The sequence below is a fragment of the Streptomyces sp. NRRL WC-3626 genome (assembly GCF_000718785.1).
GTDB lineage: Bacteria > Actinomycetota > Actinomycetes > Streptomycetales > Streptomycetaceae > Streptomyces > Streptomyces edwardsiae.
Map to the genome: position 1 here is coordinate 103,666 of NZ_JOCA01000012.1, position 20,789 is coordinate 124,454.

The 20,789-nt window shown below is 68.8% G+C and carries 18 protein-coding genes; 7 read left to right on the forward strand and 11 right to left on the reverse strand.

The window, feature by feature from the left end; genetic code table 11:
- From IF28_RS0119960 to hemL, 5 genes are all read right to left on the reverse strand, one after another.
- Positions 1–774 (reverse strand): cytochrome c biogenesis CcdA family protein, encoded by a 774-nt coding sequence (locus IF28_RS0119960; protein ID WP_030222075.1) that lies wholly within the window; start codon positions 772–774, stop codon positions 1–3.
- A 1-nt stretch (position 775) separates the two neighbouring features.
- On the reverse strand, positions 776–1,435 hold the full coding sequence (locus tag IF28_RS0119965) for a TlpA family protein disulfide reductase (protein WP_030222078.1): 660 nt from the start codon (positions 1,433–1,435) through the stop codon (positions 776–778).
- Positions 1,436–1,501: 66 nt separating this feature from the next.
- Positions 1,502–2,767 carry a hypothetical protein gene (locus IF28_RS0119970; RefSeq protein WP_030222081.1) on the reverse strand — a complete coding sequence of 422 codons (1,266 nt, stop codon included), beginning with the start codon at positions 2,765–2,767 and terminating at the stop codon, positions 1,502–1,504.
- Positions 2,768–2,923: 156 nt separating this feature from the next.
- Positions 2,924–3,571 (reverse strand): histidine phosphatase family protein, encoded by a 648-nt coding sequence (locus IF28_RS0119975; RefSeq protein ID WP_051713802.1) that lies wholly within the window; start codon positions 3,569–3,571, stop codon positions 2,924–2,926.
- Between the two features lie 38 nt (positions 3,572–3,609).
- Positions 3,610–4,926 carry a glutamate-1-semialdehyde 2,1-aminomutase gene (hemL, locus tag IF28_RS0119980; RefSeq protein ID WP_030222086.1) on the reverse strand — a complete coding sequence of 439 codons (1,317 nt, stop codon included), beginning with the start codon at positions 4,924–4,926 and terminating at the stop codon, positions 3,610–3,612.
- Between the two features lie 302 nt (positions 4,927–5,228).
- Between hemL and IF28_RS0119985 the strand changes: the two genes are divergently transcribed.
- Positions 5,229–5,837 (forward strand): hypothetical protein, encoded by a 609-nt coding sequence (locus IF28_RS0119985; RefSeq protein ID WP_106982097.1) that lies wholly within the window; start codon positions 5,229–5,231, stop codon positions 5,835–5,837.
- Positions 5,838–5,931: 94 nt separating this feature from the next.
- Here IF28_RS0119985 and IF28_RS0119990 read toward each other — a convergent pair whose 3' ends face one another.
- Genes IF28_RS0119990 through IF28_RS0120005 form a run of 4 tightly spaced genes read right to left on the reverse strand, consistent with a single transcriptional unit; the run spans position 5,932 to position 8,966 of the window.
- Positions 5,932–6,486: a flavoprotein gene (locus IF28_RS0119990; protein ID WP_030222091.1), complete on the reverse strand. Its 555-nt coding sequence runs from the start codon at positions 6,484–6,486 to the stop codon at positions 5,932–5,934.
- On the reverse strand, positions 6,483–7,208 hold the full coding sequence (locus IF28_RS0119995) for a WbqC family protein (protein ID WP_030222093.1): 726 nt from the start codon (positions 7,206–7,208) through the stop codon (positions 6,483–6,485). The genes IF28_RS0119990 and IF28_RS0119995 overlap by 4 nt, the downstream gene beginning before the upstream one ends.
- Positions 7,209–7,236: 28 nt before the next feature.
- A complete protein-coding gene (locus IF28_RS0120000; protein ID WP_030222094.1) occupies positions 7,237–7,926 on the reverse strand; it encodes a YdcF family protein in 690 nt (229 codons plus the stop codon).
- Positions 7,923–8,966 carry a helix-turn-helix domain-containing protein gene (locus IF28_RS0120005; RefSeq protein ID WP_030222095.1) on the reverse strand — a complete coding sequence of 348 codons (1,044 nt, stop codon included), beginning with the start codon at positions 8,964–8,966 and terminating at the stop codon, positions 7,923–7,925. Before IF28_RS0120005 ends, IF28_RS0120000 begins: the two co-directional genes overlap by 4 nt.
- Positions 8,967–9,085: 119 nt before the next feature.
- On the opposite strand from IF28_RS0120005, the gene IF28_RS0120010 reads away from it, so the two are divergent.
- The 6 genes from IF28_RS0120010 (at position 9,086) to IF28_RS0120035 (ending at position 15,795) form a co-directional block, all read left to right on the forward strand.
- Entirely contained in the window at positions 9,086–9,514 is a 429-nt protein-coding gene (locus tag IF28_RS0120010) for a hypothetical protein (RefSeq protein ID WP_030222097.1), read from the forward strand.
- Entirely contained in the window at positions 9,501–9,929 is a 429-nt protein-coding gene (locus tag IF28_RS0120015) for a hypothetical protein (protein WP_030222099.1), read from the forward strand. Before IF28_RS0120010 ends, IF28_RS0120015 begins: the two co-directional genes overlap by 14 nt.
- 69 nt (positions 9,930–9,998) lie before the next feature.
- The gene (locus tag IF28_RS0120020; RefSeq protein WP_030222101.1) at positions 9,999–11,120 is read left to right on the forward strand and encodes a hypothetical protein; all 1,122 of its coding nucleotides are present in this window, start codon (positions 9,999–10,001) and stop codon (positions 11,118–11,120) included.
- Entirely contained in the window at positions 11,117–11,470 is a 354-nt protein-coding gene (locus IF28_RS0120025) for an ASCH domain-containing protein (RefSeq protein WP_030222104.1), read from the forward strand. The genes IF28_RS0120020 and IF28_RS0120025 overlap by 4 nt, the downstream gene beginning before the upstream one ends.
- A gap of 210 nt (positions 11,471–11,680) precedes the next feature.
- Complete coding sequence (locus IF28_RS0120030; protein ID WP_030222107.1) at positions 11,681–15,145, forward strand: type ISP restriction/modification enzyme; 3,465 nt, start codon at positions 11,681–11,683, stop codon at positions 15,143–15,145.
- A gap of 131 nt (positions 15,146–15,276) precedes the next feature.
- On the forward strand, positions 15,277–15,795 hold the full coding sequence (locus IF28_RS0120035; RefSeq protein WP_030222109.1) for a DUF4760 domain-containing protein: 519 nt from the start codon (positions 15,277–15,279) through the stop codon (positions 15,793–15,795).
- A 456-nt stretch (positions 15,796–16,251) separates the two neighbouring features.
- Here IF28_RS0120035 and IF28_RS0120040 read toward each other — a convergent pair whose 3' ends face one another.
- On the reverse strand, positions 16,252–16,893 hold the full coding sequence (locus IF28_RS0120040; RefSeq protein ID WP_030222112.1) for a superoxide dismutase: 642 nt from the start codon (positions 16,891–16,893) through the stop codon (positions 16,252–16,254).
- Between the two features lie 220 nt (positions 16,894–17,113).
- Complete coding sequence (gene cobN, locus IF28_RS0120050; protein ID WP_051713797.1) at positions 17,114–20,740, reverse strand: cobaltochelatase subunit CobN; 3,627 nt, start codon at positions 20,738–20,740, stop codon at positions 17,114–17,116.
- Positions 20,741–20,789 lie beyond the last annotated feature (49 nt).

Below are 20,789 nucleotides of genomic sequence, written 5' to 3' on the forward strand. Positions count from 1 at the left end.
TCAGATCCCCACAGTGAAGCCGTTGGACCAGGTCTGCATCTGCGCCACGAGGCTGTCCCACGCGCCGGTCAGCAGCAGCACACCGGTGAGGATCATCATCGTGCCGCCGACGCGCATGACCCAGACGTAGTGCCGCTTGACCCAGCCGAAGGCTCCGAGCGCCTTGCGGAAGGCCACGGCGGCGAGCACGAAGGGCAGGCCCAGTCCCAGACAGTACGCGACGGTCAGTAGGGCGCCGCGTCCGGCGCTCTCCTGCTGTGCGGAGAGGGTGAGGACGGAGGCGAGGGTGGGGCCGATGCACGGGGTCCAGCCGATGCCGAAGAGGGCGCCGAGGACGGGGGCACCGACCAGCCCGGTCGCGGGGCGCTTGTGGAAGCGGAACTCGCGCTGGGTGAGCCAGGGCATCAGGCCCATGAAGAAGAGGCCCATGAGGATCATGAGGACGCCGAGCACCTTGGACAGGACGCCGGACTGTTCCTGGAGCGTCTGCCCGAAGTAGCCGAAGAAGGCGCCGCCGGAGACGAACACGACGGTGAAGCCCAGCACGAACAGCGAGGCGCCGGCGATCATGCGGCCGCGCCGGGCCTCGGCCAGGTCGGTGCCGGAGACGCCGGTGACGTAGGAGAGGTAGCCGGGGACCAGCGGCAGGACGCAGGGCGAGAAGAAGGAGACCAGACCGGCGAGCAGGGCCAGGGGCAGGGCGACCAGCAGGGCGCCGTTGAGCACCGTGCCGTTGTAGCCCGTCTCCGCGGCGAGCGTGTACAGGGACGTCACGTCACTTCTCCGCGACGACCGGCTTGAGCATCTTCAGCAGGCGTTCCTCGTCGAGCGCGGTCAGCGAGCGGGCCGCGATCTGTCCCTCCCGGTCCAGGACCAGGGTGGAGGGGATGGCCTGCGGGTTGAGGGTGCCCTTCTCGAAGCGGAGCATCAGCTTGCCCGTGGGGTCGTACAGGCTCGGGTAGGGGATGCCGAAGTCCTTCTCGAAGGCGAGGGCGGCCGTGGTGCTGCCGTCCCGTGTGTTGATGCCGACGAACTGCACGCCCTGGTCGGCGTATTCCTCGGCCACCTTGGCGAAGTACTTGGCCTCCGCGCGGCACGGGTTGCACCAGGAGCCCCAGACGTTGAGGACGACGACCTTGCCCTTGTGGTCGGCGACGTCGAGCTGCTCGCCCTCGAGCGTCTTCCCGGACAGCTCGGGTGCGGCGACCCGCTTGCCCTCGGGAACCGTGGAGATGCCGTCGGCCCCGGCGACGAAGTTGGTGTTGCCGCCCCCGCCGGACGTTCCGCCGGAGCCGCAGGCGGAGACGAGCAGCGCGGCCGCGACGGCGCCGGCGGCCAGGGTGGCGCGGCGGCGGGCGCGTGGGACACGGAGGGCGCGGTCCGGGCTGTGAACGGCTCGGTTCGAGCGCTGGGGGGCGCGGCTGGCGGCACTCATGTGAAAAGTTTCGCATGCCCGTTCTGGGGATCTTGCGCACCCCCCGTCCGGGCCGAATTCCGCATTTCAGGCGGCGTCGCCGGCGCCCGCTCCGGCGGTGTCCTTCGCGAACGCCTTCCAGCCGCCGGCCGGTTCCTGGCCCACGTCCAGGGTGCGGAACCGCTCCAGTACTTCCGGCTTCTGCACGTCGAGCCAGTCGGTGAACTGCCGGAAGGAGACGAGCCTCACGTCGCCGCCCTTCTCCTTCTCGCGCGCGATGTGCTTGAGCGCCTGCTCCACGGCGTCCATGTAGATGCCGCCGTTCCACTGCTCGAAGTGGTTCCCCACGAAGAAGGGGGCGCGATTCGACTCGTATGCCCGCTTGAAGCCGGATATGTACGACTGTGCCGACTGCTTTCGCCAGCCCGGGTAGTTGTGGGCGGGGGCGTTGGTCGAGTTGACCGACTGGTTGGCGAGCATGTTGTAGTCCATCGACAGGACCTCGAAGGAGTGGCCGGGGAACGGTATCTGCTGCAGGGGCAGGTCCCATATGCCCTGCCGCTTCGCCGGCCAGACCTGACGGCCGCCGGGCGAGGAGGCGTCGTAGCGCCAGCCGAGCTCGCGGGCGGTGGGCAGCAGTTTGTCCTGGCCGAGCAGACAGGGCGTACGGCCGCCGACGAGTTCCTTGTCGTAGTCGAACGGCAGGGACTCCAGGTCGGTCCAGCCGGAGTTGGTGCGCCACTCCTTGACGAAGGACTTGGCCTGGTCGATCTCGCTGCGCCACTGCTGGGACGTCCAGTTGCCGACGCTGCCGGAGCCGCCGCAGAAGTGGCCGTTGAAGTGGGTGCCGATCTCGTGCCCTTCGAGCCAGGCACGGCGGATGTTCTTGAGGGTGTCCTTGATGTGGCCGTCGGTGAGGTAGCCGATGTCGGAGGCGCCGCGCGGGTTGTTCGGCGGGTCGTAGAGCCGCTTCTTGGACTCGGGGAGCAGATAGACGCCCGAGAGGAAGAAGGTCATGGCCGCGCCGTGCTCCTTGGCGAGGTCCAGGAAGCGCGGGAAGAGGCCGTTGCCGACCTCGCCGGCCCCGTCCCAGGAGAAGACGACGAACTGCGGCGGGGTCTGCCCCGGCTCCAGCGGCACCGGCGCGTCGGGCTGGTGGGGCTGCTTGCCGGTGAAGGAGGTGGAGCCGTCGCCGATCGGGCGGGCGGTCTTCGTCGGCTTCGGACTGGGCTTCCGCGTCCCGTCCCCGCCGGGCCGGGAACCGCCGGCGCCGCCGCCGTCGTCCGAGTTCTTGTGGCCGCCGCAGCCGGCCAGCGGTACGGCGGCCGCGGCCCCCGCGCCGAGCCCGAGCATTCCCCTACGGGAGAGACTGCGCATGGCAACCCCGTTCGTCACGTCCTCTGGTGGTCACATAATCAGAGGACATGACGAAGCGGGAGGTTCCCGTCGCATGCGAAGGTTTCGCAACGAAGTCCGAACGAACCTTTCCGCGCCGGCCGCTTTACGGCCTTACGCCCCGAATGCCTTGCTCTTGCCCTTCACCGGCTTCGCACCGGCGAGCAGATGCGCGGGAACGAGATCGCGGGCCGGCTCGCTGTAGCCGACGGAGACGATCCGGTCGCCCTGGTAGGTGAACGAGGTCAGCGAGGCGAGCGTGCACTGCCGCTTGCGCGGATCGTGCCACAGCCGCCGCTTCTCGACATAGGACCGCACGATCCAGATCGGCAGCTGATGGCTGACCAGCACCGCCTCATGACCGCGCGCCGCGTCCTTCGCCGCGTGCAGCGCGCCCATCATGCGGATGACCTGGTCGACGTACGGCTCGCCCCAGGACGGCTTGAACGGGTTGACGACATGCTTCCAGTTGGCCGGGCGGCGCAGCGCGCCGTCGCCGATGCCGAAGGTCTTGCCCTGGAAGACGTTCGCCGCCTCGATCAGCCGCGCGTCCGTGCCGATGTCCAGGCCGTGCGCCTTGGCGATCGGCTCGGCCGTCTCCTGCGCCCGCTCCAGCGGGGACGCGACGACATGGGTGATGTCGCGGGAGGCGAGGTGCTCCCCGACCCGGTCGGCCATGCGCCGGCCCAGCTCGGAGAGGTGGTAGCCGGCCAGCCGGCCGTACAGGACGCCGTCCGGGTTCTCGACCTCGCCGTGCCGCATCAGGTGGACGACGGTGACGTCGTCGCTCTTCGGGGTGCTCACGCTGTCGCCTCCGCTGCCGCTCGGGCCGCCGCCGGGAGGGCGTCGGCGATCCGCTGGACGGCCCGCTCGTCGTGCGCGGCCGACACGAACCAGGACTCGAAGGACGACGGCGGCAGATAGACACCGTTGGCGAGGAGGGAGTGGAAGAAGGCGGTGAAGCGGTACGACTCCTGCGCCTTCGCCTCCTCGTAGTTGCGCACCGGGTGGTCGGTGAAGAAGACGGAGAACATGTTGGAGGCGTTCTGCAGCGTGTGCGCGACGCCCTCCTTGGCCAGCGCCTCGGTGACGAGGGACTGGAGCCGCGCCGAGACGGCGTTCACCTTCTCGTAGGCGGCGTCGTCGAGCAGCCGCAGCTGGGCGAGCCCGGCCGCGGTGGCGATCGGGTTACCGGAGAGGGTGCCGGCCTGGTAGACGGGACCGGCCGGGGCGAGGTGACCCATCACGTCGGCGCGCCCGCCGAAGGCCGCGGCCGGGAAGCCGCCGCCCATCACCTTGCCGAACGTCATCAGGTCGGGCCGGACGCCGTCGACGCCGTACCAGCCCGCCCGGCTGGTCCTGAAGCCCGTCATCACCTCGTCGGAGACGTACAGCGCGCCGTTCGCGGCGCACGCGTCCTTCAGCCCCTGGTTGAACCCGGGCAGCGGCGGTACGACGCCCATGTTGCCCGGCGACGCCTCGGTGATCACGCACGCGATCTCACCGGGGTGCGCGGCGAACGCGGCGTGCACGGCCTCCAGGTCGTTGTACGGCAGCACGATCGTGTCACCGGCCTGGGCGCCCGTGACGCCGGGCGTGTCGGGCAGCGCGAACGTGGCGACACCCGAGCCGGCGGCGGCGAGCAGCGAGTCGACGTGCCCGTGGTAGCAGCCGGCGAACTTGACCACCTTGGTGCGCCGGGTGAACCCGCGGGCCAGCCGGATCGCCGACATGGTGGCCTCGGTCCCGCTGGAGACGAGCCGTACCTGCTCCAGCGGCTCGATCCGGGCGACCATCTCCTCGGCGAGCGCGACCTCGCCCTCACCGGGCGTGCCGAAGGACGTACCGCGCGCGACGGCGTCCTGTACGGCGGCGATCACCTCGGGGTGGGCGTGCCCGAGGATCATCGGCCCCCAGGAACAGACCAGGTCGACGTACTCGCGTCCGTCGGCGTCGGTCAGGTACGGGCCGGTGCCCGACACCATGAACCGGGGTGTGCCGCCGACGGCGCGGAAGGCGCGTACCGGCGAGTTCACACCGCCCGGCGTGACGTCCGCGGCACGGTCGAACAGCGCCTGCGAGACCGGGGCTTCGTATGGATATGGCAGTTCGCTCATGACCTGCGACTTCTCCGACCTTCTCCGACTTTCCGGGGGTTTCCCGGCTCCGGGTGCGTATGACGTGTCCAGCGTAGGCCAGGGGCGGCCTGCGGCATCCGGCCCCCGATCCGCCGTGATCTGCGAAACTGACCTCTGATACACACAGCTCACACGGCCGGGGCAGGCCGGAGGCTGCGAAGCTCCCGCGGGCAGTTGTCTCACCGCACGTTTCGGCGGGCGGCCGTGGGGGAGGTCACTGACACGATGATCGGGTTGCGCGGCGGGGGCCACGCGTCCTAGAAAAGCAGTCGGGTGGAGATATGCATCGCGGTGGCGGACTGGGCGAGGGGACTGACGACCTGGGTCCTCGACGTGCCCGGCGGGGAAAGCACCGGCGCGAGGCGGAGGACCCGGACGAGACGCGCCAGGCACTGGGCGGGCCGGATCGGAGCGGCCCCCCGGCGGGGGCAGGGAGCAGGAATGGTGGTCGGGTGGGGGTGACGTACAAGTACTTCGGCGCGCCGGACGGCGCCACCGCGGCCCGCGTCCCGATCTCGATGCGCCCCGAGGAGCTCGGCGGCGACGAGCTCGGCATGGGCGGCATGTTCACCAAGATCAAGCCGGAGACCATGGCCGCGATGGTCCTCACGGGCATCGAAGGTGTCCCCCTGCACAAGGTCCCGCCCCTGGAACTGGTCGTCCTCCACCCCGACTACGCGGTGGTGAAACTCCCCATGACGGTCGTCGACCCCCTGCGCGGCATAGGCGAGGAGGCGGTCGGCGCGGCGGCGTTCATCTGGTCCACGGTCCCGGACCGCGGAGGCCCGCGGGACGCGTTCAACGTGTACCAGCTGCTGCACGAGTGGCAGGACTTCTCGCACCGCCTGCATGAGGCGGGGCATCAGCCGTATTGCCTTGTGTGGCCCTGAGCTGGGGTTTCGAGAGGTTCGGGCGGGGCTTTCGGGCTCCGCCCTCGTCGTGTGCCGGGAGGGGCAGACGGGCGGCAGGGCACGCCGGCACTGATCACGGCGTCACGGACAGGCGGGGAGCCAGCAGCTCCAGCGCCTCCTCCCACCGGTAGCGACCGGCCCCGCCGCCCGCCTTCGGCGGGTGAGGCTCGTAGGAGCCGATGAGGACGCCCATTCCGCGCAGCCGTTCCAGGCTCTGGCGATACGCCGGGTGCGCGGCCTGCGCCGAGTTCAGGTACGGCAGCACAGCGATCGGAACACCCATGGCGGGCGCTTCGCAGAGGATGCCCAGCGCGAGATTGTCGGAGATGCCCGCGGCCCACTTGTTGACCGTGTTGAAGGTGGCCGGGGCGACGGCGATCGCATCCGCGGCCCGGCCTGGTCGCGGCTCCCCGGGCGACCGCCAGGCGGAGCGGATCGGGTAGCCGGTCTGCGCCTCGACCGCCTCCGTGTCGGTGAAACCCAGGCCCTGCGGAGTGGCCACCACGCCGACGTCCCGGTTTGCCTCTTGAGCGGCCGTGATCAGCTTGCCGACGTCGTCGGCGACTCCGGCCGCGCACGCCACGACGTACAGGAACGGTTTCTTGCCCGGCACCTGCGGCTCGGTCACGTGAAGCCCCTCATAAGCCGATGGTCTCGTTGGGCCGCCAGCTTGGCAGCCAGGGCTTCCGGCCCGATCCGGCTCAGCGCCCAGAGGCTGCTGATGTGGCGAGCCCACCGCCAGAGCGGGTCGCCCGTGTCCACAGGGGTATGGAAGGACAGCACCTGGATGCCGTGGCCATCGAACGCCTGACTGTCGAGGTAGCGCCAGCCGCCCGTGCCGCAGAGATAGTGGGTGCTGCTGGTGGCCGCGGCGAGGTCGGCGAGTCTCTCTGACCGGCCCACCCGGGTCGGAATCGCGCTGCTGCGCAGTACCTCGCCACTCCAGCCCAACGCGGTGAGCAGGGCGACCGTCGACGCCTTGGCAACGTCGGATACACGGTCGGTGTCCTCGAACTGATCAAGAACCGCGTCCAAGACGTCGCGCACCGCGGGCCAGTAGCGGCTGCGGCCGTAGTACTGGCGTGTCAACAGGCTGACGGTGCGACGGGATCGGCCGGGTTCGGCGAGCCGTGCCTGGTCGATCGGTGTCGGGCGCCCGTGAGGAAGGCGGGTCGGGAGCGTGAGCCACTGCTGTCGAGCGGGCTCGTCCAGGGCCGCCAGACGAGCCCGGTGCTGGTAGTCGCGCCGGGCGAACTGGACGTCGTCGAGGACGATCCACCGGTCGGCGGCGTACAGCTTCGCCACCGTGGACAGGCGCGGGAACAGGTTCGGTTGGTGGATCGCGCACACCCCACCCGGCGAACCGGCGTGGGAAGGGTCACGTGCCGATGCGGCGGCTGTCGAATCCGTCGCGCAGAAGGCGCTCGTAAGCGTCATACACATCCCCCGGTACGTCCTGCTCGACGGCGAAGCCGAGCTTCGGGTACTCGATCACCCGTTGCAGGTCGCCGACGAGCATGTCGACGACGAGCTTCTCGTCGCCGATGGACTTGATGTAGTCGTCCAACTCCAGTGGCTCGGAGGCGCAGACAACCTCCGCCTCGGGCCACAGCTTGCGGCACGTCGCGTACGAGCGGCGCTCCATGTACGGCTTGGAGATCAGCAGCAGCGACTCCACCGCGATGTCGGCCTCGGCCAGCAGCTCGCGGGAGAACGTGATGTTCTGACCAGTGTTGGCTGCCTCCGGCTCGACCAGGATCGCTGCGTCCGGCACACCCAGGCTCAGCGCATGCTCGCGGTAGTGCACCGCCTCGCCGCGCGGGAAACGGGCCCGGGTGGTGGGGCTGTTGCCGCCGCTGAACACCACGACTGAGAAGAGACCGGCGCGGTACAGATCGGCGGCCGCGGTGGCCACCCCGAGGTCGTGGCTACCCAGGCCGATCGCCACCGAGCAGGGCCGCTGCTCGTGGCCCATCTGGTGGTAGTCCCAGATCAGCGTCGCGTCGTGGAACTGCTCGTCGGTGATCTGGCGCTGCTCGTGCTCCGGCACTGGCACTCCCTGGCTCATCCCTGCTGGTCCTTGCGGATGCCCTCGATGCTGCGCAGCTGGTGGCTCAGCCCGTACTGCCGGGCCACGTGTGCCGCCTGATCGAGGACGGACAGCCCATCATTCCGGGTCGCCGCATCCGACAGAAGGATGTGCCCGTACGCGGTGTCCAACCGCACCCGCTGCATCGGGGAGTCAACGGTGCCGGTCGTGCGTGCGATGCCGATGTAGTGCAGGGCCTGCTTCAGGTCGCCGGCACCGCGGTGGGCCAGGGCCAGCTTCTGGTGCGCGACCGACCAGTCCTCCGGTTCGCCCAGGTCCTCGAAGGCATAAGTGGCGGCCGTCATCACGTTGGTGGCGTATTCGTTGCTGCCCTCCTTACTCAGCGCCGTACCCACCCAGAGCCGCGCCCGGGCTCGATCGCGCGAGCTCAAACGCTCATCTGAGGTAAGGAGTTCGTACTGGCGGGCGGAGGCTTCCAGCTGGCCTGACATCTCCTGGACGACGGCAAGGGAGAGATCGATCTGGGCTGCTCGACGCGGGATGTCGAGTTCGGTGAACATGCCGCGGGCCGTCATGTAGGAGTGGCGGGCGGAGAGCGGGCCGAGGATCGCGCCTTGGTCACGTTGGAGGTCGCCGAGGAGCACGAGGGAGCGGCCGTAGAGGTAGAGCCCCTTGTCGTCCAGCCGATGCGGGTCGTGGCTGCCCAGCCAGCGGTTCAGCAGTGCGGCCGCGAAAGGGAAGTCCTGGCGGCTGACGCAGACAACCGCACGCTCGATGTCCTCGGTCCAGGTCTCGTAATCCGCAGGCCGCGCGCTCTTGCGCTCAGGGAACAGTACCGCTTCGAACCGGGATTGGGCAGCGGAGTCCGCTCGTGCGAGTGCGGTGTCGAGGATGGCCTGGGTGTCTGGCCGTGGCTGCGTCTCGGAGCCGAGGCTCTCCCATTTGGCGACCGTGCGCAGCGCGACACCTAGGTGCTCGGCGAAGGCACGTGTGCTCATGCGAAGCGCGGCACGCAGGGCACTCGCTTCCCGACCCGTCCATTGCTGCACGCTGACCACGGTTGACCTCCCTCCGTCACGTATAGAAGCACTCTCGGTGACGGCGTGGGACGGTAAGTGCAACGGAAGTACAACAGCAGGTCATTTCAGAGCCGTTCACGGCGGCCGACGCTTGGGGCATGGACGACGAACTCATCACCGAACGCCGCCCCGTCGCCTTCCCTCAGGTCTTCGGATACGTGCGCCACATCGCCGGCGGCCTGGCTCGCCACGCGGCTCTCGTCGACTGCCTCAGCGAGTACTGCCGTTGGCACGAGCTCAACCTGTGCGGTGTGTTCACCGAGTGCGACACCACGGTGGCCATTCGCTCCCCCGCCTTCGTCGGCCTCGTGGACGCTCTTGAACTGCCTGATACGTACGGCGCCATGATCCCGGCCCTCAGCCATCTCGGCCCCAAGAGCCTCGGCACCGAACGCAAGCGGCAGATAACAGCAAGCGGCGCCCGTCTGATCGTGGTGCGCTCCCTCAAGCCGACCACGGAATGCGCCTCTTCGCTCGGCGCGAGCCCCACCTCCAGCCGCAAGGGGACACGTGATGTCCGTCCGTGACGCGCTGCGCCGCGCCCCCATGGTCAACGACGTGCCTGGACTGCGTGTGCTGAAGGTCGGCGACGGCTGGGACGTTGTGCGTATCTCCGCCGAGACCGGCCTCCTGGCCCTGGCCTACCTTCGCGGCATTGGGACATCGGTCGGCCCGGTGCTCTACGACAGGCCCAACGAGCGCCTCTACTACGCAATCCCGACCGGTACCGCCGCCTGTTGGGACGACCTACCCGTACGGCACCTCTCCACCAACTCCTGGCTCGTCGCACCAGGCTTGGAGCTGCTCGACGACTGGATCGGCGGCTGGTGCGAGCTGCCCGACGACGACACCCTCACCGACGCGGACGCCCTCCGCACCGCGCTCCAACACCCATACGTCGCGGCTTCCAAGGAAGTAGCGCGCTCCGATGCCGGCCTCTAGGGCCCGACACCCGCCGTCCCGGCCCACCAAGCCCTCACTGCCCTCCGCCCCAACCGCAAGGGGACATCCGTGACGCCCCACCTCGTCTCACCGAACACCATCCTCGCCAACGCCCTTCTCCGTGCCGAGGACGTCCTGACCCCGCACATCCTGGCCACGCCACCCCAGCGGATCGTGCTGGTCGTGGGCACTCAGATCAACGGCGCCCCACACATCGGCACCTCCCTCGTGCAGTCCCTGGCCTTCGCCATGGCCGCCCGCCTGCGCGACCGCTTCGGCATCCCCACCGAGGTCCTCTTCCACGCCCTCGACAACGCCCCGTACGAACTGATCACCGACCCGGCAAGCGGCCACCGCTACCAACGCGCCTACGCCCAGGCCCTCGACGCCAAGGCCCTACTCGATCTCGTCACCGACCTCTACCAACCCCTGTTCATGGCACTGTCACGGCGCCTGGGCATCCCCCACCGCATCGAGACCTACACCCAGCAGCAGGCCGGCGAGCACTTCCGCCGCACCTGGCTCCGCCTCCTGCCACGTCTCGACGCCGCCCGCTGGTGGCTGGCCCCCTCCACCGGCACCCCGCACCTGCGCATCCCGTGCCCCCACCCAGGCTGTGGTTGGGCAGAGAAGTACGCGGAACACACACGGGTCCACCTCACCGACCGAGAAGAGGCCACAGTCGCCGCCGTCTGCCTCCACCACGGCCCCTACCGAACCACCATCACGCCCACCGCCGGCGCCTACCTCGACTTGGCCACCCTCTACCGCAACCTCGTCAAAGAGCTCGCCCTCACCGGCACACCGCCACACGGCACCCTGCACGTCATGGTCAAGGGCGGCGACTGGGTCTTCGGCTCCCTCCTCGTCGACGAAGCACTCCAGGCCGTCGGCCTCACTCGCGCCCAACTCCCCGCCCGACTGTTCTGCCCGCAAGTCGTCACCGACACCGGCGCGAAGCTCTCCAAGTCCCTCATCCGCGAAGGCCGAGCGCCCTTGCCGGAAGGCGCCGCGAACTGGATGCTCGACACCCGGCAATGGCCCGGCACCGTCACTGAATACGCCGATCAACTGCTGGCTACGGCCCAGACCCTGCTCTCCGACCCCCGACACTTCTTCCGCTCATACTCCGCAGCCGAGATCGGCCGCCTGATCACCGCACCAGCACCCAGGAGCATCGCTGCCCCATGAGCGACACCACCGCCCGCGTCCGCGAACTCAACCTGTACCGCCAGTACTTCGACCTCGTCGCCTCCGGCACCAAGACCATCGAGGTACGGGTCAAGTACCCGCACCTTGCCGACCTCGCCGCCGGCGACAGCATCCGCTTCCGCATCAAAGGCACGGACGAAACCTGCGAGGTCAACGTCACGCGGGTCACTGAGTATCCGGACTTCGAGGCCCTGCTGGACGGCGAAGGGCCGGCCAGTGTCAACCCGACCGCTCCCCGGGACGAACAGCTCACCAACATCCGCAAGATCTACCCACCCGAGAAGGAAGCCCTCGGCGCCCTGGCCATCCGGATAAAGCTCAGCAGCTGACGCACTGCGAGCAGACTCTCGTCTGGGCATGGCCCCACTCTCCTGCCGTGCAGCACCACTACCCCACATGCCAGGCGCTTCCTTCACCGATGCCGTTGCCGCTGAACGGACCCTCGACTCGGTACCTTCGGCGGCACTCTCGACGAGGAGTGATGTTGTGTTTACCGTGAGTTGAGGAAGATGCGGGTTGTGCTGGCCTTGGGGGGCAGGATGCAGCGCAAGGACCGGTTTCGGAGGATCGTCAGCGAATTCGGTGCGACGTGCAAGCAGGCGTTGCTGCACGGGCAGAAGGAGGCCGCGATCCGCCGAGCGGTAGAAACCCTTCTCGTCGACGCAGCAGGGGTGTTAGGGCTGCAAGCAGTCCTACACGCTGAGGTAGCCGTCGCCGCGCATCGGATACGCCCTGACCTTGCGGTGCGGATTGGAAAGTTGCCGCGCAACATCGTCGGCTATGTCGAGCTGAAGAGCCCCGACAAGAGCGTGATCCATCCCGGCGGTCTGAACCAGCGTGACCGCCGTCAATGGGAAGGCATGGCGAAACTGCCCAACCTGATCTACACGAACGGTCAGACATGGATCATGTACCGCTCCGGCCGGCACTACGGCGACACCATCCACTTCGAGGGGGATCTGCGCAGCGCCGGCTCCCGCCTACGGTTGCCGACCGCCAGTGAGACCGCCTTCGAGGCCATGCTCGTCGCGTTCTTCTGCTGGCAGCCCAAGCCGCTCACGTCGATGCGGGAAGTGGTCGCCCATGTCGCCCCGCTGTGCGCGCTTCTGCGTGATGCGGTTCACGACCGCCTCGATGCCGAAGCGAGCCTCCCACGCCACCAGCGTCCGTTCACCGATCTGGCCTCCACACTTGAGGTTGACCTCTTCCCGACCTCTGATGACCGGGACAAACGGGCGACCTTCGCTGACCGCTACGCACAGTCCGTCACCTTCGCTCTCCTGCTGGCCGGTTCCGACAGCCCTGGCAGCAACGACAAGGCATTGGTCGGTATGAGCCTGCACGAGGTGGGCCGACGCCTCGGGGCTGAGCACTCCGTCATGGGCCGCGCCTTGCAGATCCTCACCGACCAGGTCGAGGGAGAATTCCGCGACAGTCTGGACATGCTCGTCCGCGTCATTGACGCCATCGACTGGAGAAGTTCCCTCGCCGGCGAACCCGGCTTCCACATCCATCTCTACGAGCACTTCTTGCAGGAGTACGACGCCGACCTGCGCAAGGACTCCGGTACCTACTACACCCCTGCCCCGCTGGTGACGGAGATGATCCGCCTTGTTGACGAGGTGCTGGCCAACACGTTGGATTGCCCGGATGGCTTCGCCGACCCCGGTGTGTCCATCATCGACCCATCGATGGGAACCGGCACCTTCCTGACCGGCATCATCGACCTCGTCGCCCGCAAACAGTCAGAGGGCGGCAACGAAGGTTTCCGCGCCGAATCCGTGCAAGAACTCGCCAGTCGGTTGATCGGGTTCGAAAAGCAGATGGGCGCCTTTGCCGTCGCTCAGATGCGCGTGGGGCAGATGCTGCGGCACCTCAATGCCCGGGTCCGGCTGCGTGATATGCGCCTGCACCTGGCCGACACTCTCGCCGATCCATGGCGGCCCAGTGAACTCTTCGATCGCCACGGCGCCCTGTGGGGGCCTTTACGTGACGACGCCGAGGCGGCCAGCACCATCCAGCGCAACGAGCGCATCACCGTCGTCATCGGCAACCCTCCCCACCGCGAACAGGCAGAAGGTCAGGGCGGATGGATCGAGAAAGGCTCACCGGGCCGCGGTGCCCCGCCCCTGGACGACTTCCGGCTGCGCGGTGCAGCAGGCGTGTACGAAAACAAACTGAAGAGCCTGTGCACCTACTTCTGGCGATGGGCCACCCACAAAGTCTTCGACCAGCACGGCGATCACCGCCACGGGGTCGTCTGCTTCGTCAGCACCGGCGGATTCATCCGCGGCGCCGGATTCCAGGGCATGCGCTCCTACCTGCGGCGTACCTGCACCGAGGGCTGGGTCATCGACCTCACGCCCGAGACCAAGAGGCCCCCGCTCAACAGCCGCTTCTTCCCCGGAGTCCAGCAGGAGTTAGCAGTCGCCATTTTCGTCCGTCGACAAGGCGAGCGACAAGACGCACTGGCCCCCGTCCACTACACGGCCGTTCACGGCACACGTCAGAGCAAAGAAGAGCAGCTGCACAACCTGCATATCGACGGCCCCGGCTGGCGCACTTCCCGGCCTGTTGAGGCTGTCCCTTTCACACCCGCCTCCCAAAGCGGGTGGGACACCTTCCCTGCCCTCACCGAACTGATGCCCTGGTGCAAGCCCGGCATCAAACCCAACCGAAACTGGGTCATCAGCCCCTCCAGAGCCGTCCTGCGCCGACGCTGGAACCGCCTTGTCCAAGAACGCGATCCCGCCACGAAACAGGAACTGTTCAAAGAGACCCACGACCGCACCCTGGACAAGGAAGCCCTCCAGATCCCAGGTCATCCCCACCCGTCTACCCTCCTGCGCGTCGAACAGGGCCCCTGCCCCACTCCGATGCGCATCGCCCGCAGAGCCCTTGACCGCCAATGGCTCATACCTGACGGCCGCGTCATCGACCGCTCCCGCCCTGAGTTGTGGCAGGCCGACATCGACGGACAAATCTTCGTAGTCGAACAGCACACCCAGCGCTTACAGACCGGCCCGGCACTGCTATTCACAGCCCTCATTCCTGACAACGACTACTTCAAGGGAAATGGCGGCCGTGTCCTGCCACTCATGCATGCCGACCGCACCCCCAACATCACCCCAGGGCTGTTACCCCACCTCGCCAACTCCTACGGCCTCCAGCAAGTCCTTCCCGAGGACTTGCTCGCCTATATCGCCGCCGTCACCGCCCACCCCGCCTTCACCGAGCTCTACGCGGACGACCTCAACTCCCTAGGCGTACGTATCCCTCTAACCGCCGATCGTGGCCTCTGGCACGAGGCCATCAGCCTGGGACACCACGTCTTATGGGCCTCAACGTTCGGCGCGCGCTGCATCAACCCCGACGACGGCCGCCCGGCAGGCAAATCGAACTGGTGGCGGCGCCTGCACCCCGAGATCATGTACGCCCAAGAAGTCACGCCCGACACGCTCCCGTCGGCCATCAGCTACGACGTCGAACGCCAGCACCTTGTCATCGAGGGCGGCATCTTCACCGGTGTCACTCCACGCATGCGCAACTACACCACGGGCGGGCGCAACGTACTCGACAGCTGGCTCGCTTACCGTAGCGACCGCACCACCGGCAAAGTAAGCAGTGATCTCGACCGGGAGCGCCCCGAGCGCTGGGAGCCCGATTGGAGCCGGGAACTCGTCGAGATCCTTGCCGTACTCAGGCATCTCACTGCCTTGGAACCTCATCAGGAAGAACTCCTCAACCGCATCGTCGCCGCTCCCTTGATCGACGTCGCTGAACTCACCCGGCGCCGCATCCTCCCGGCACCCGAGCGCGCCCAGCACGCTCACACCGGTCCGGACCACGCGTTTCTGCCTGGCATGGAGACAGTCGATGTCCAACCGCCAGGCCCCGTCGACCCCCTGTCTCTCCCGAACGCCCCTGCGGATACCACGCAGCCCAAGCCGCACGCACCCGTGCACCCCGGGCCACGCGCTCGACGGCGTCGCGGTCCGGCCTGACTGATTGCGCCAGTAGCCAGTACCACACCGCATCCACAACGGCTCCCTCGCCAGAGGCTGCATCGCGTTCTTCGATCGGCCTCACTGCGACACGGATAAGGACCGGGAATACAACAGCTGTTAACGGAGGCATGTTGGAGATCGCAGCCCTCGTGGTGTCGCTGGTAGCGCTCGCAGTGACCGGAGCCGTCTCGTTTCGACAACTGCGGCTGACCGAGCATGCCAACACGCTGCCCGTACTTGTGGATCTCTTCCGCGAGCATCGAAGCGTGCGGCTGGCACAGGCACGGCAGGTCGTGCACGAACAGTTGTCTGCCTATGACCTGTCAGCCGGACTGGCTGGGCTACCCGAGGGTGATCGGCATCTAGTCCGTGAACTGGCCTGGTTCTACGACAATCTCGGGGCTCTGGTCGCCCACGGGGTGGTGGACATCAACCCCGTCTCCGGATACCTCGGTGGGTCGGTGATCTCGGTCTGGGAGAGCTTGCAACCGCTGGTGCAGGCCGAGCGTGCGAAGCGGGCGCAGAACGCCATGCCGGATCCGAACCGCTGGCAGGAGTACTTCGAGAACCTGTACCACCTCGTCCGCGAGACTCCTGCGGACCGAGCTCGGGCAGGAACGCATCTGTGGCGGCTCCCGCAGCACTGACCACCGACGAATGCACCGGTAATGGCCAAACGCTCCATCCCGCCAGGGCACATCCATGGCACATGAGCCTGAGAAACGGCGTTGACCCGTGAGAACTACCGAAAGGAGTTTTCCCAGGTCAACGCATATCATCTCGCGAAACGCCAGGTCAGCCCCCTTCCGCCCACAATCGCTGCACGAGTGGCAGGACTTCTCGCACCGCCTGCATGAGGCGGGGCATCAGCCGTACTGCCTGGTGTGGCCCTAGCCAGAGTCCTTGCGGGGTGGCGACGATCCGATGTTCAGCGCCGCCTCCGCAGTGGCCCATGCCGCGCGGACCGCGGTCTGAAGCCCCTGACGTCCTCGCGGGCGCGCGCACAGGAAACCCCCGCGAGTCATGTCCTCGCGGGGGTTTCCCTCATTCCGCCTGCCGGTGAAGGTTGAGAAGACGATCACGAGGCAGGACGCTTCAGAGGCTCAGGGCTTCAGCAGCAGTACGTCGGTGCGGGCCTTGGCGGCCTCGTAGCGCTTGGCCACGTCCTGCCAGTTGACGACCGCCCACATGGCCTCGATGAAGTCGACCTTCTGGTTCTTGTACTGCAGGTAGAAGGCGTGCTCCCAGGCGTCGAAGACCAGGACCGGCACCGAACCCTGGCCGACGTTGCCCTGGTGGTCGTAGACCTGCTCCACGATCAGCCGGCCGCTCAGCGGCTCGTAGGCGAGGACACCCCAGCCCGAGCCCTGCGTGGTCGCGGCGGCCTTGGTGAGCTGGGCCTTGAAACCGGCGAAGGAGCCGAACGACTCGGCGATCGCGTCGGCGAGGTCGCCCACACCGTCGGCGGCCAGGGGCTCGCCGCCACCGTCACCGGTCATGTTGTGCCAGTAGATCGAGTGCAGGATGTGGCCGGAGAGGTGAAAGGCCAGGTTCTTCTCCAGACCGTTGATGGAGCCCCACTGCTCCTTGTCCCGCGCCTCGGCGAGCTGCTCCAGCGTGTCGTTGGCTCCCTTGACGTACGCCGCGTGGTGCTTGTCGTGGTGCAGCTCGATGATCTGCGGGTTGATGACCGGCTCGAGCTCCGAGTAGTCGTACGGAAGCTCCGGGAGCGTGTACACCGCCATGTCCAACATCCTCCGACGTTATTGCCACTGATGTGCAACTGCACGCTAACAGCAGCAGCGGTGATTGCTGATCAGGCATTGGTCCTAGGCCCGGTGTCGCACAGCGCCGCTCTGGTGGACGCGGTGAGCCGGATCGAGGAACTGGCCGGGCTGCGCCCCGGAATGTCGGGGTCGCTGCTGGTCTACGGCCTGTGCTCCGGCTGCGCCGCCTGAGAAGTCCTCAGCCCTCGCCTTCCAGATCGCCCTCCGTCTCCAGGTACGCCTGGCGGAGGGCGTCCAGGACCGACGGATCCGGCTTCTCCCACATGCCCCGCGACTCCGCCTCCAGCAGGCGTTCCGCGATGCCGTGCAGCGCCCAGGGGTTGGCCTCCTGGAGGAACTGACGGTTGACCGGGTCCAGGACATAGGTCTCGGTGAGCTTGTCGTACATCCAGTCGGCCATGACGCCCGTGGTGGCGTCGTAGCCGAAGAGGTAGTCGACGGTGGCGGCCAGCTCGAAGGCGCCCTTGTAGCCGTGGCGGCGCATCGCCTCGATCCACTTGGGGTTGACCACGCGGGCGCGGAAGACCCGGGAGGTCTCCTCGACCAGTGTGCGGGTGCGGACCGTCTCGGGGCGGGTGGAGTCGCCGATGTACGCCTCGGGGGCGGTGCCGCGCAGGGCGCGGACGGTGGCGACCATGCCGCCGTGGTACTGGAAGTAGTCGTCGGAGTCGGCGATGTCGTGCTCGCGGGTGTCGGTGTTCTTCGCGGCGACCGCTATGCGCTTGTACGCCGTCTCCATCTCGTCGCGGGCCGGGCGGCCGTCGAGTTCGCGGCCGTAGGCGTAGCCGCCCCAGACGGTGTAGACCTCGGCGAGGTCGGCGTCGGTGCGCCAGTCGCGGGAGTCGATGAGCTGGAGCAGTCCGGCGCCGTAGGTGCCGGGGCGGGAGCCGAAGATGCGGGTGGTGGCCCGGCGTTCGTCGCCGTGTTCGGCGAGGTCGGCCTGCACGTGGGCGCGGACGCGGTTGGCCTCGGCGGGCTCCTCCAGGGAGGCGGCCAGGCGTACCGCGTCGTCCAGCAGTCCGATGGTGTGCGGGAACGCGTCGCGGAAGAAGCCCGAGATGCGCAGGGTGACGTCGATGCGGGGGCGGCCCAGTTCCTCGTACGGGATGGGTTCGAGGCCCGTGACGCGGCGGGAGGCCTCGTCCCAGACGGGTCGGACACCGAGGAGGGCGAGGGCCTCCGCGACGTCGTCGCCGGCGGTGCGCATGGCGCTCGTGCCCCACAGGGAGAGGCCGACGGAGGTGGGCCAGTCACCGTTGTCGGCGCGGTAGCGCTCCAGGAGGCTGTCCGCGAGGGCCTGACCGGTCTCCCAGGCGAGGCGGGAGGGGACGGCCTTGGGGTCGACGGAGTAGAAGTTGCGGCCGGTCGGCAGGACGTTGACGAGGCCGCGCAGTGGGGAGCCGGAGGGTCCGGCGGGGACGAAGCCGCCGTTCAGGGCGTGGACGGCGTGGTCGACCTCGGCGGTGGTGGCGGCGAGGCGCGGGACGACCTCGCGGGCGGCGAACTCCAGGATCGCGGCGACCTGTTCGCCGTGTCCGGTGGGTACGGCCGCCGGGTCCCAGTCGGCGTCCTCCATCGCCTGGACCAGGGCGCGGGCCTGTTCCTCGGCCGCGTCGGCCGTGGTCCGGGTGGCGGCGGACTCGTCCAGGCCGAGGGCCTCGCGCAGGCCGGGCAGGGCGGTGGCGCCGCCCCAGATCTGGCGGGCGCGCAGGATGGCGAGGACGAGGTTGACGCGGTCGGCGCCGGTGGGCGGGTTGCCGAGGACGTGCAGGCCGTCGCGGATCTGGGCGTCCTTGACCTCGCAGAGCCAGCCGTCGACATGGAGGATCATGTCGTCGAAGCCCTCGTCGTCGGGGCGGTCGTCCAGGCCGAGATCGTGGTCGAGCTTGGCGGCCTGGATGAGGGTCCAGATCTGGGCGCGGATCGCCGGAAGCTTGGCCGGGTCCATGGCCGCGATCTGGGCGTACTCGTCGAGGAGTTGCTCCAGGCGGGCGATGTCGCCGTAGGAGTCGGCGCGGGCCATCGGCGGGACGAGGTGGTCGATGAGCGTGGCGTGGACGCGGCGCTTGGCCTGGGTGCCCTCACCGGGGTCGTTGACGAGGAACGGGTAGATCAGGGGCAGGTCGCCGAGGGCCGCGTCGGGGCCGCAGGCGGCGGACAGGCCGGCGTTCTTGCCGGGCAGCCACTCCAGGTTGCCGTGCTTGCCCAGGTGGATCATCGCGTCCGCGCCGAAGCCGCCGTCCTCGGCGCGGGCGGCGATCCAGCGGTAGGCGGCGAGGTAGTGGTGGGAAGGCGGCAGGTCGGGGTCATGGTAGATGGCGATGGGGTTCTCGCCGAAGCCGCGCGGGGGCTGGATGAGGACCAGCAGGTTGCCGTGGCGCAGGGCGGCCAGGACGATGTCGCCCTCGGGATTGCGGCTGCGGTCGACGAACATCTGGCCAGGGGGCGGGCCCCAGTGCTCCTCGACGGAGGTGCGCAGCTCCTTCGGAAGGGTCGCGTACCAGCGCTTGTAGTCGGCGGCCGGTACGCGCACCGGATTGCGGGCGAGCTGCTCCTCCGTCAGCCAGTCCTGGTCGTGGCCGCCGGCCTCGATGAGCGCGCGGATCAGCTCGTCGCCGTCGCCGGAGACGAGACCCGGGACCTCGCCGCCGGTGCCGAAGTCGTACCCCTCCTCGCGCAGCCGGCGCAGCAGGGCGACGGCGCTGGCGGGGGTGTCGAGGCCGACCGCGTTGCCGATCCGGGAGTGCTTGGTCGGGTACGCGGACAGGACCAGCGCGAGGCGCTTGTCGGCGGCCGGGATGTGCCGCAGGCGGGCGTGGCGTACGGCGATGCCGGCGACGCGGGCGGCGCGCTCGGGGTCGGCGACGTAGGCCGGGAGTCCGTCGGCGTCGATCTCCTTGAAGGAGAACGGGACGGTGATCAGGCGGCCGTCGAACTCGGGTACGGCGATCTGGCTGGCCGCGTCGAGCGGGGAGACGCCCTCGTCGTTCTCCTCCCAGGCGGTGCGGGAGCCGGTCAGGCACAGGGCCTGGAGGATGGGCACGTCCAGGGCGGTGAGCGCGCCCGCGTCCCAGGACTCGTCGTCGCCGCCGGCGGAGGCTTCGGCGGGCCTGGTGCCGCCGGCCGCGAGGACGGTGGTGACGATGGCGTCGGCGCCGCGCAGTTCCTCGATCAGTTCGGCCTCGGGCGCCCGCAGAGAGGCGACGTACAGCGGCAGGGGGCGGCCGCCCGCGGCCTCCACCGCGTCGCACAGGGCGTGCACGAAGGCGGTGTTGCCGCTCATGTGGTGGGCGCGGTAGTAGAGCACGGCCACCGTCGGGCCGTCGCCGCCGCCCGGTTCGCGCTCCAGCGGACCCCAGGCCGGTGCGGGGGCGGGCGCCTCGAAGCCGTGGCCGGTGAGCAGGACGGTGTCGGACAGGAAACGGGCGAGCTGTTCCAGGTTGGCCGGTCCGCCGTGGGCGAGGTAGGCGTGTGCCTCGGCCGCGATACCGACGGGGACGGTGGAGGCGGCCATCAGCTGGGCGTCGGGGGCCTGTTCTCCGGTGAGGACGACGACCGGGCGGCCGTCGGCGAGCAGCAGGTCCAGGCCCTCCTCCCAGGCACGCAGCCCGCCGAGGAGACGGACGACGACCAGGCCGACGCCGTCGAGGAGGGCGGGCAGGTCGTCCAGCGGGAGACGGGAGGGGTTGGCGAAGCGGTAGGGCACCGGGCCACCGGCCGCGCGGGCACTGAGCAGGTCGGTGTCGGACGTCGACAGGAGCAGGATGCGGGGGGAGGCGAGGGAACCCCCGGACGATGGCAGCATGCGGCGTCTGGCCTTCCTCGGGGTCCGCGCCCCGGGCGGTGAAGGACGG

Excerpts from the sequence above, each read along its gene's own strand:
- IF28_RS0119965 (WP_030222078.1), bottom strand. The coding sequence starts at position 1,435 with ATGAGTGCCGCCAGCCGCGCCCCCCAGCGCTCGAACCGAGCCGTTCAC.
- IF28_RS0119970 (WP_030222081.1), bottom strand. The coding sequence starts at position 2,767 with ATGCTCGGGCTCGGCGCGGGGGCCGCGGCCGCCGTACCGCTGGCCGGC.
- IF28_RS0119975 (WP_051713802.1), bottom strand. The coding sequence starts at position 3,571 with ATGCGGCACGGCGAGGTCGAGAACCCGGACGGCGTCCTGTACGGCCGG.
- hemL (WP_030222086.1), bottom strand. The coding sequence starts at position 4,926 with ATGAGCGAACTGCCATATCCATACGAAGCCCCGGTCTCGCAGGCGCTG.
- IF28_RS0119985 (WP_106982097.1), top strand. The coding sequence starts at position 5,229 with ATGCATCGCGGTGGCGGACTGGGCGAGGGGACTGACGACCTGGGTCCT.
- IF28_RS0120000 (WP_030222094.1), bottom strand. The coding sequence starts at position 7,926 with ATGAGCCAGGGAGTGCCAGTGCCGGAGCACGAGCAGCGCCAGATCACC.
- IF28_RS0120010 (WP_030222097.1), top strand. The coding sequence starts at position 9,086 with ATGGACGACGAACTCATCACCGAACGCCGCCCCGTCGCCTTCCCTCAG.
- IF28_RS0120015 (WP_030222099.1), top strand. The coding sequence starts at position 9,501 with ATGTCCGTCCGTGACGCGCTGCGCCGCGCCCCCATGGTCAACGACGTG.
- IF28_RS0120025 (WP_030222104.1), top strand. The coding sequence starts at position 11,117 with ATGAGCGACACCACCGCCCGCGTCCGCGAACTCAACCTGTACCGCCAG.
- IF28_RS0120030 (WP_030222107.1), top strand. The coding sequence starts at position 11,681 with ATGCAGCGCAAGGACCGGTTTCGGAGGATCGTCAGCGAATTCGGTGCG.
- IF28_RS0120035 (WP_030222109.1), top strand. The coding sequence starts at position 15,277 with ATGTTGGAGATCGCAGCCCTCGTGGTGTCGCTGGTAGCGCTCGCAGTG.
- IF28_RS0120040 (WP_030222112.1), bottom strand. The coding sequence starts at position 16,893 with ATGGCGGTGTACACGCTCCCGGAGCTTCCGTACGACTACTCGGAGCTC.
- cobN (WP_051713797.1), bottom strand. The coding sequence starts at position 20,740 with ATGCTGCCATCGTCCGGGGGTTCCCTCGCCTCCCCCCGCATCCTGCTC.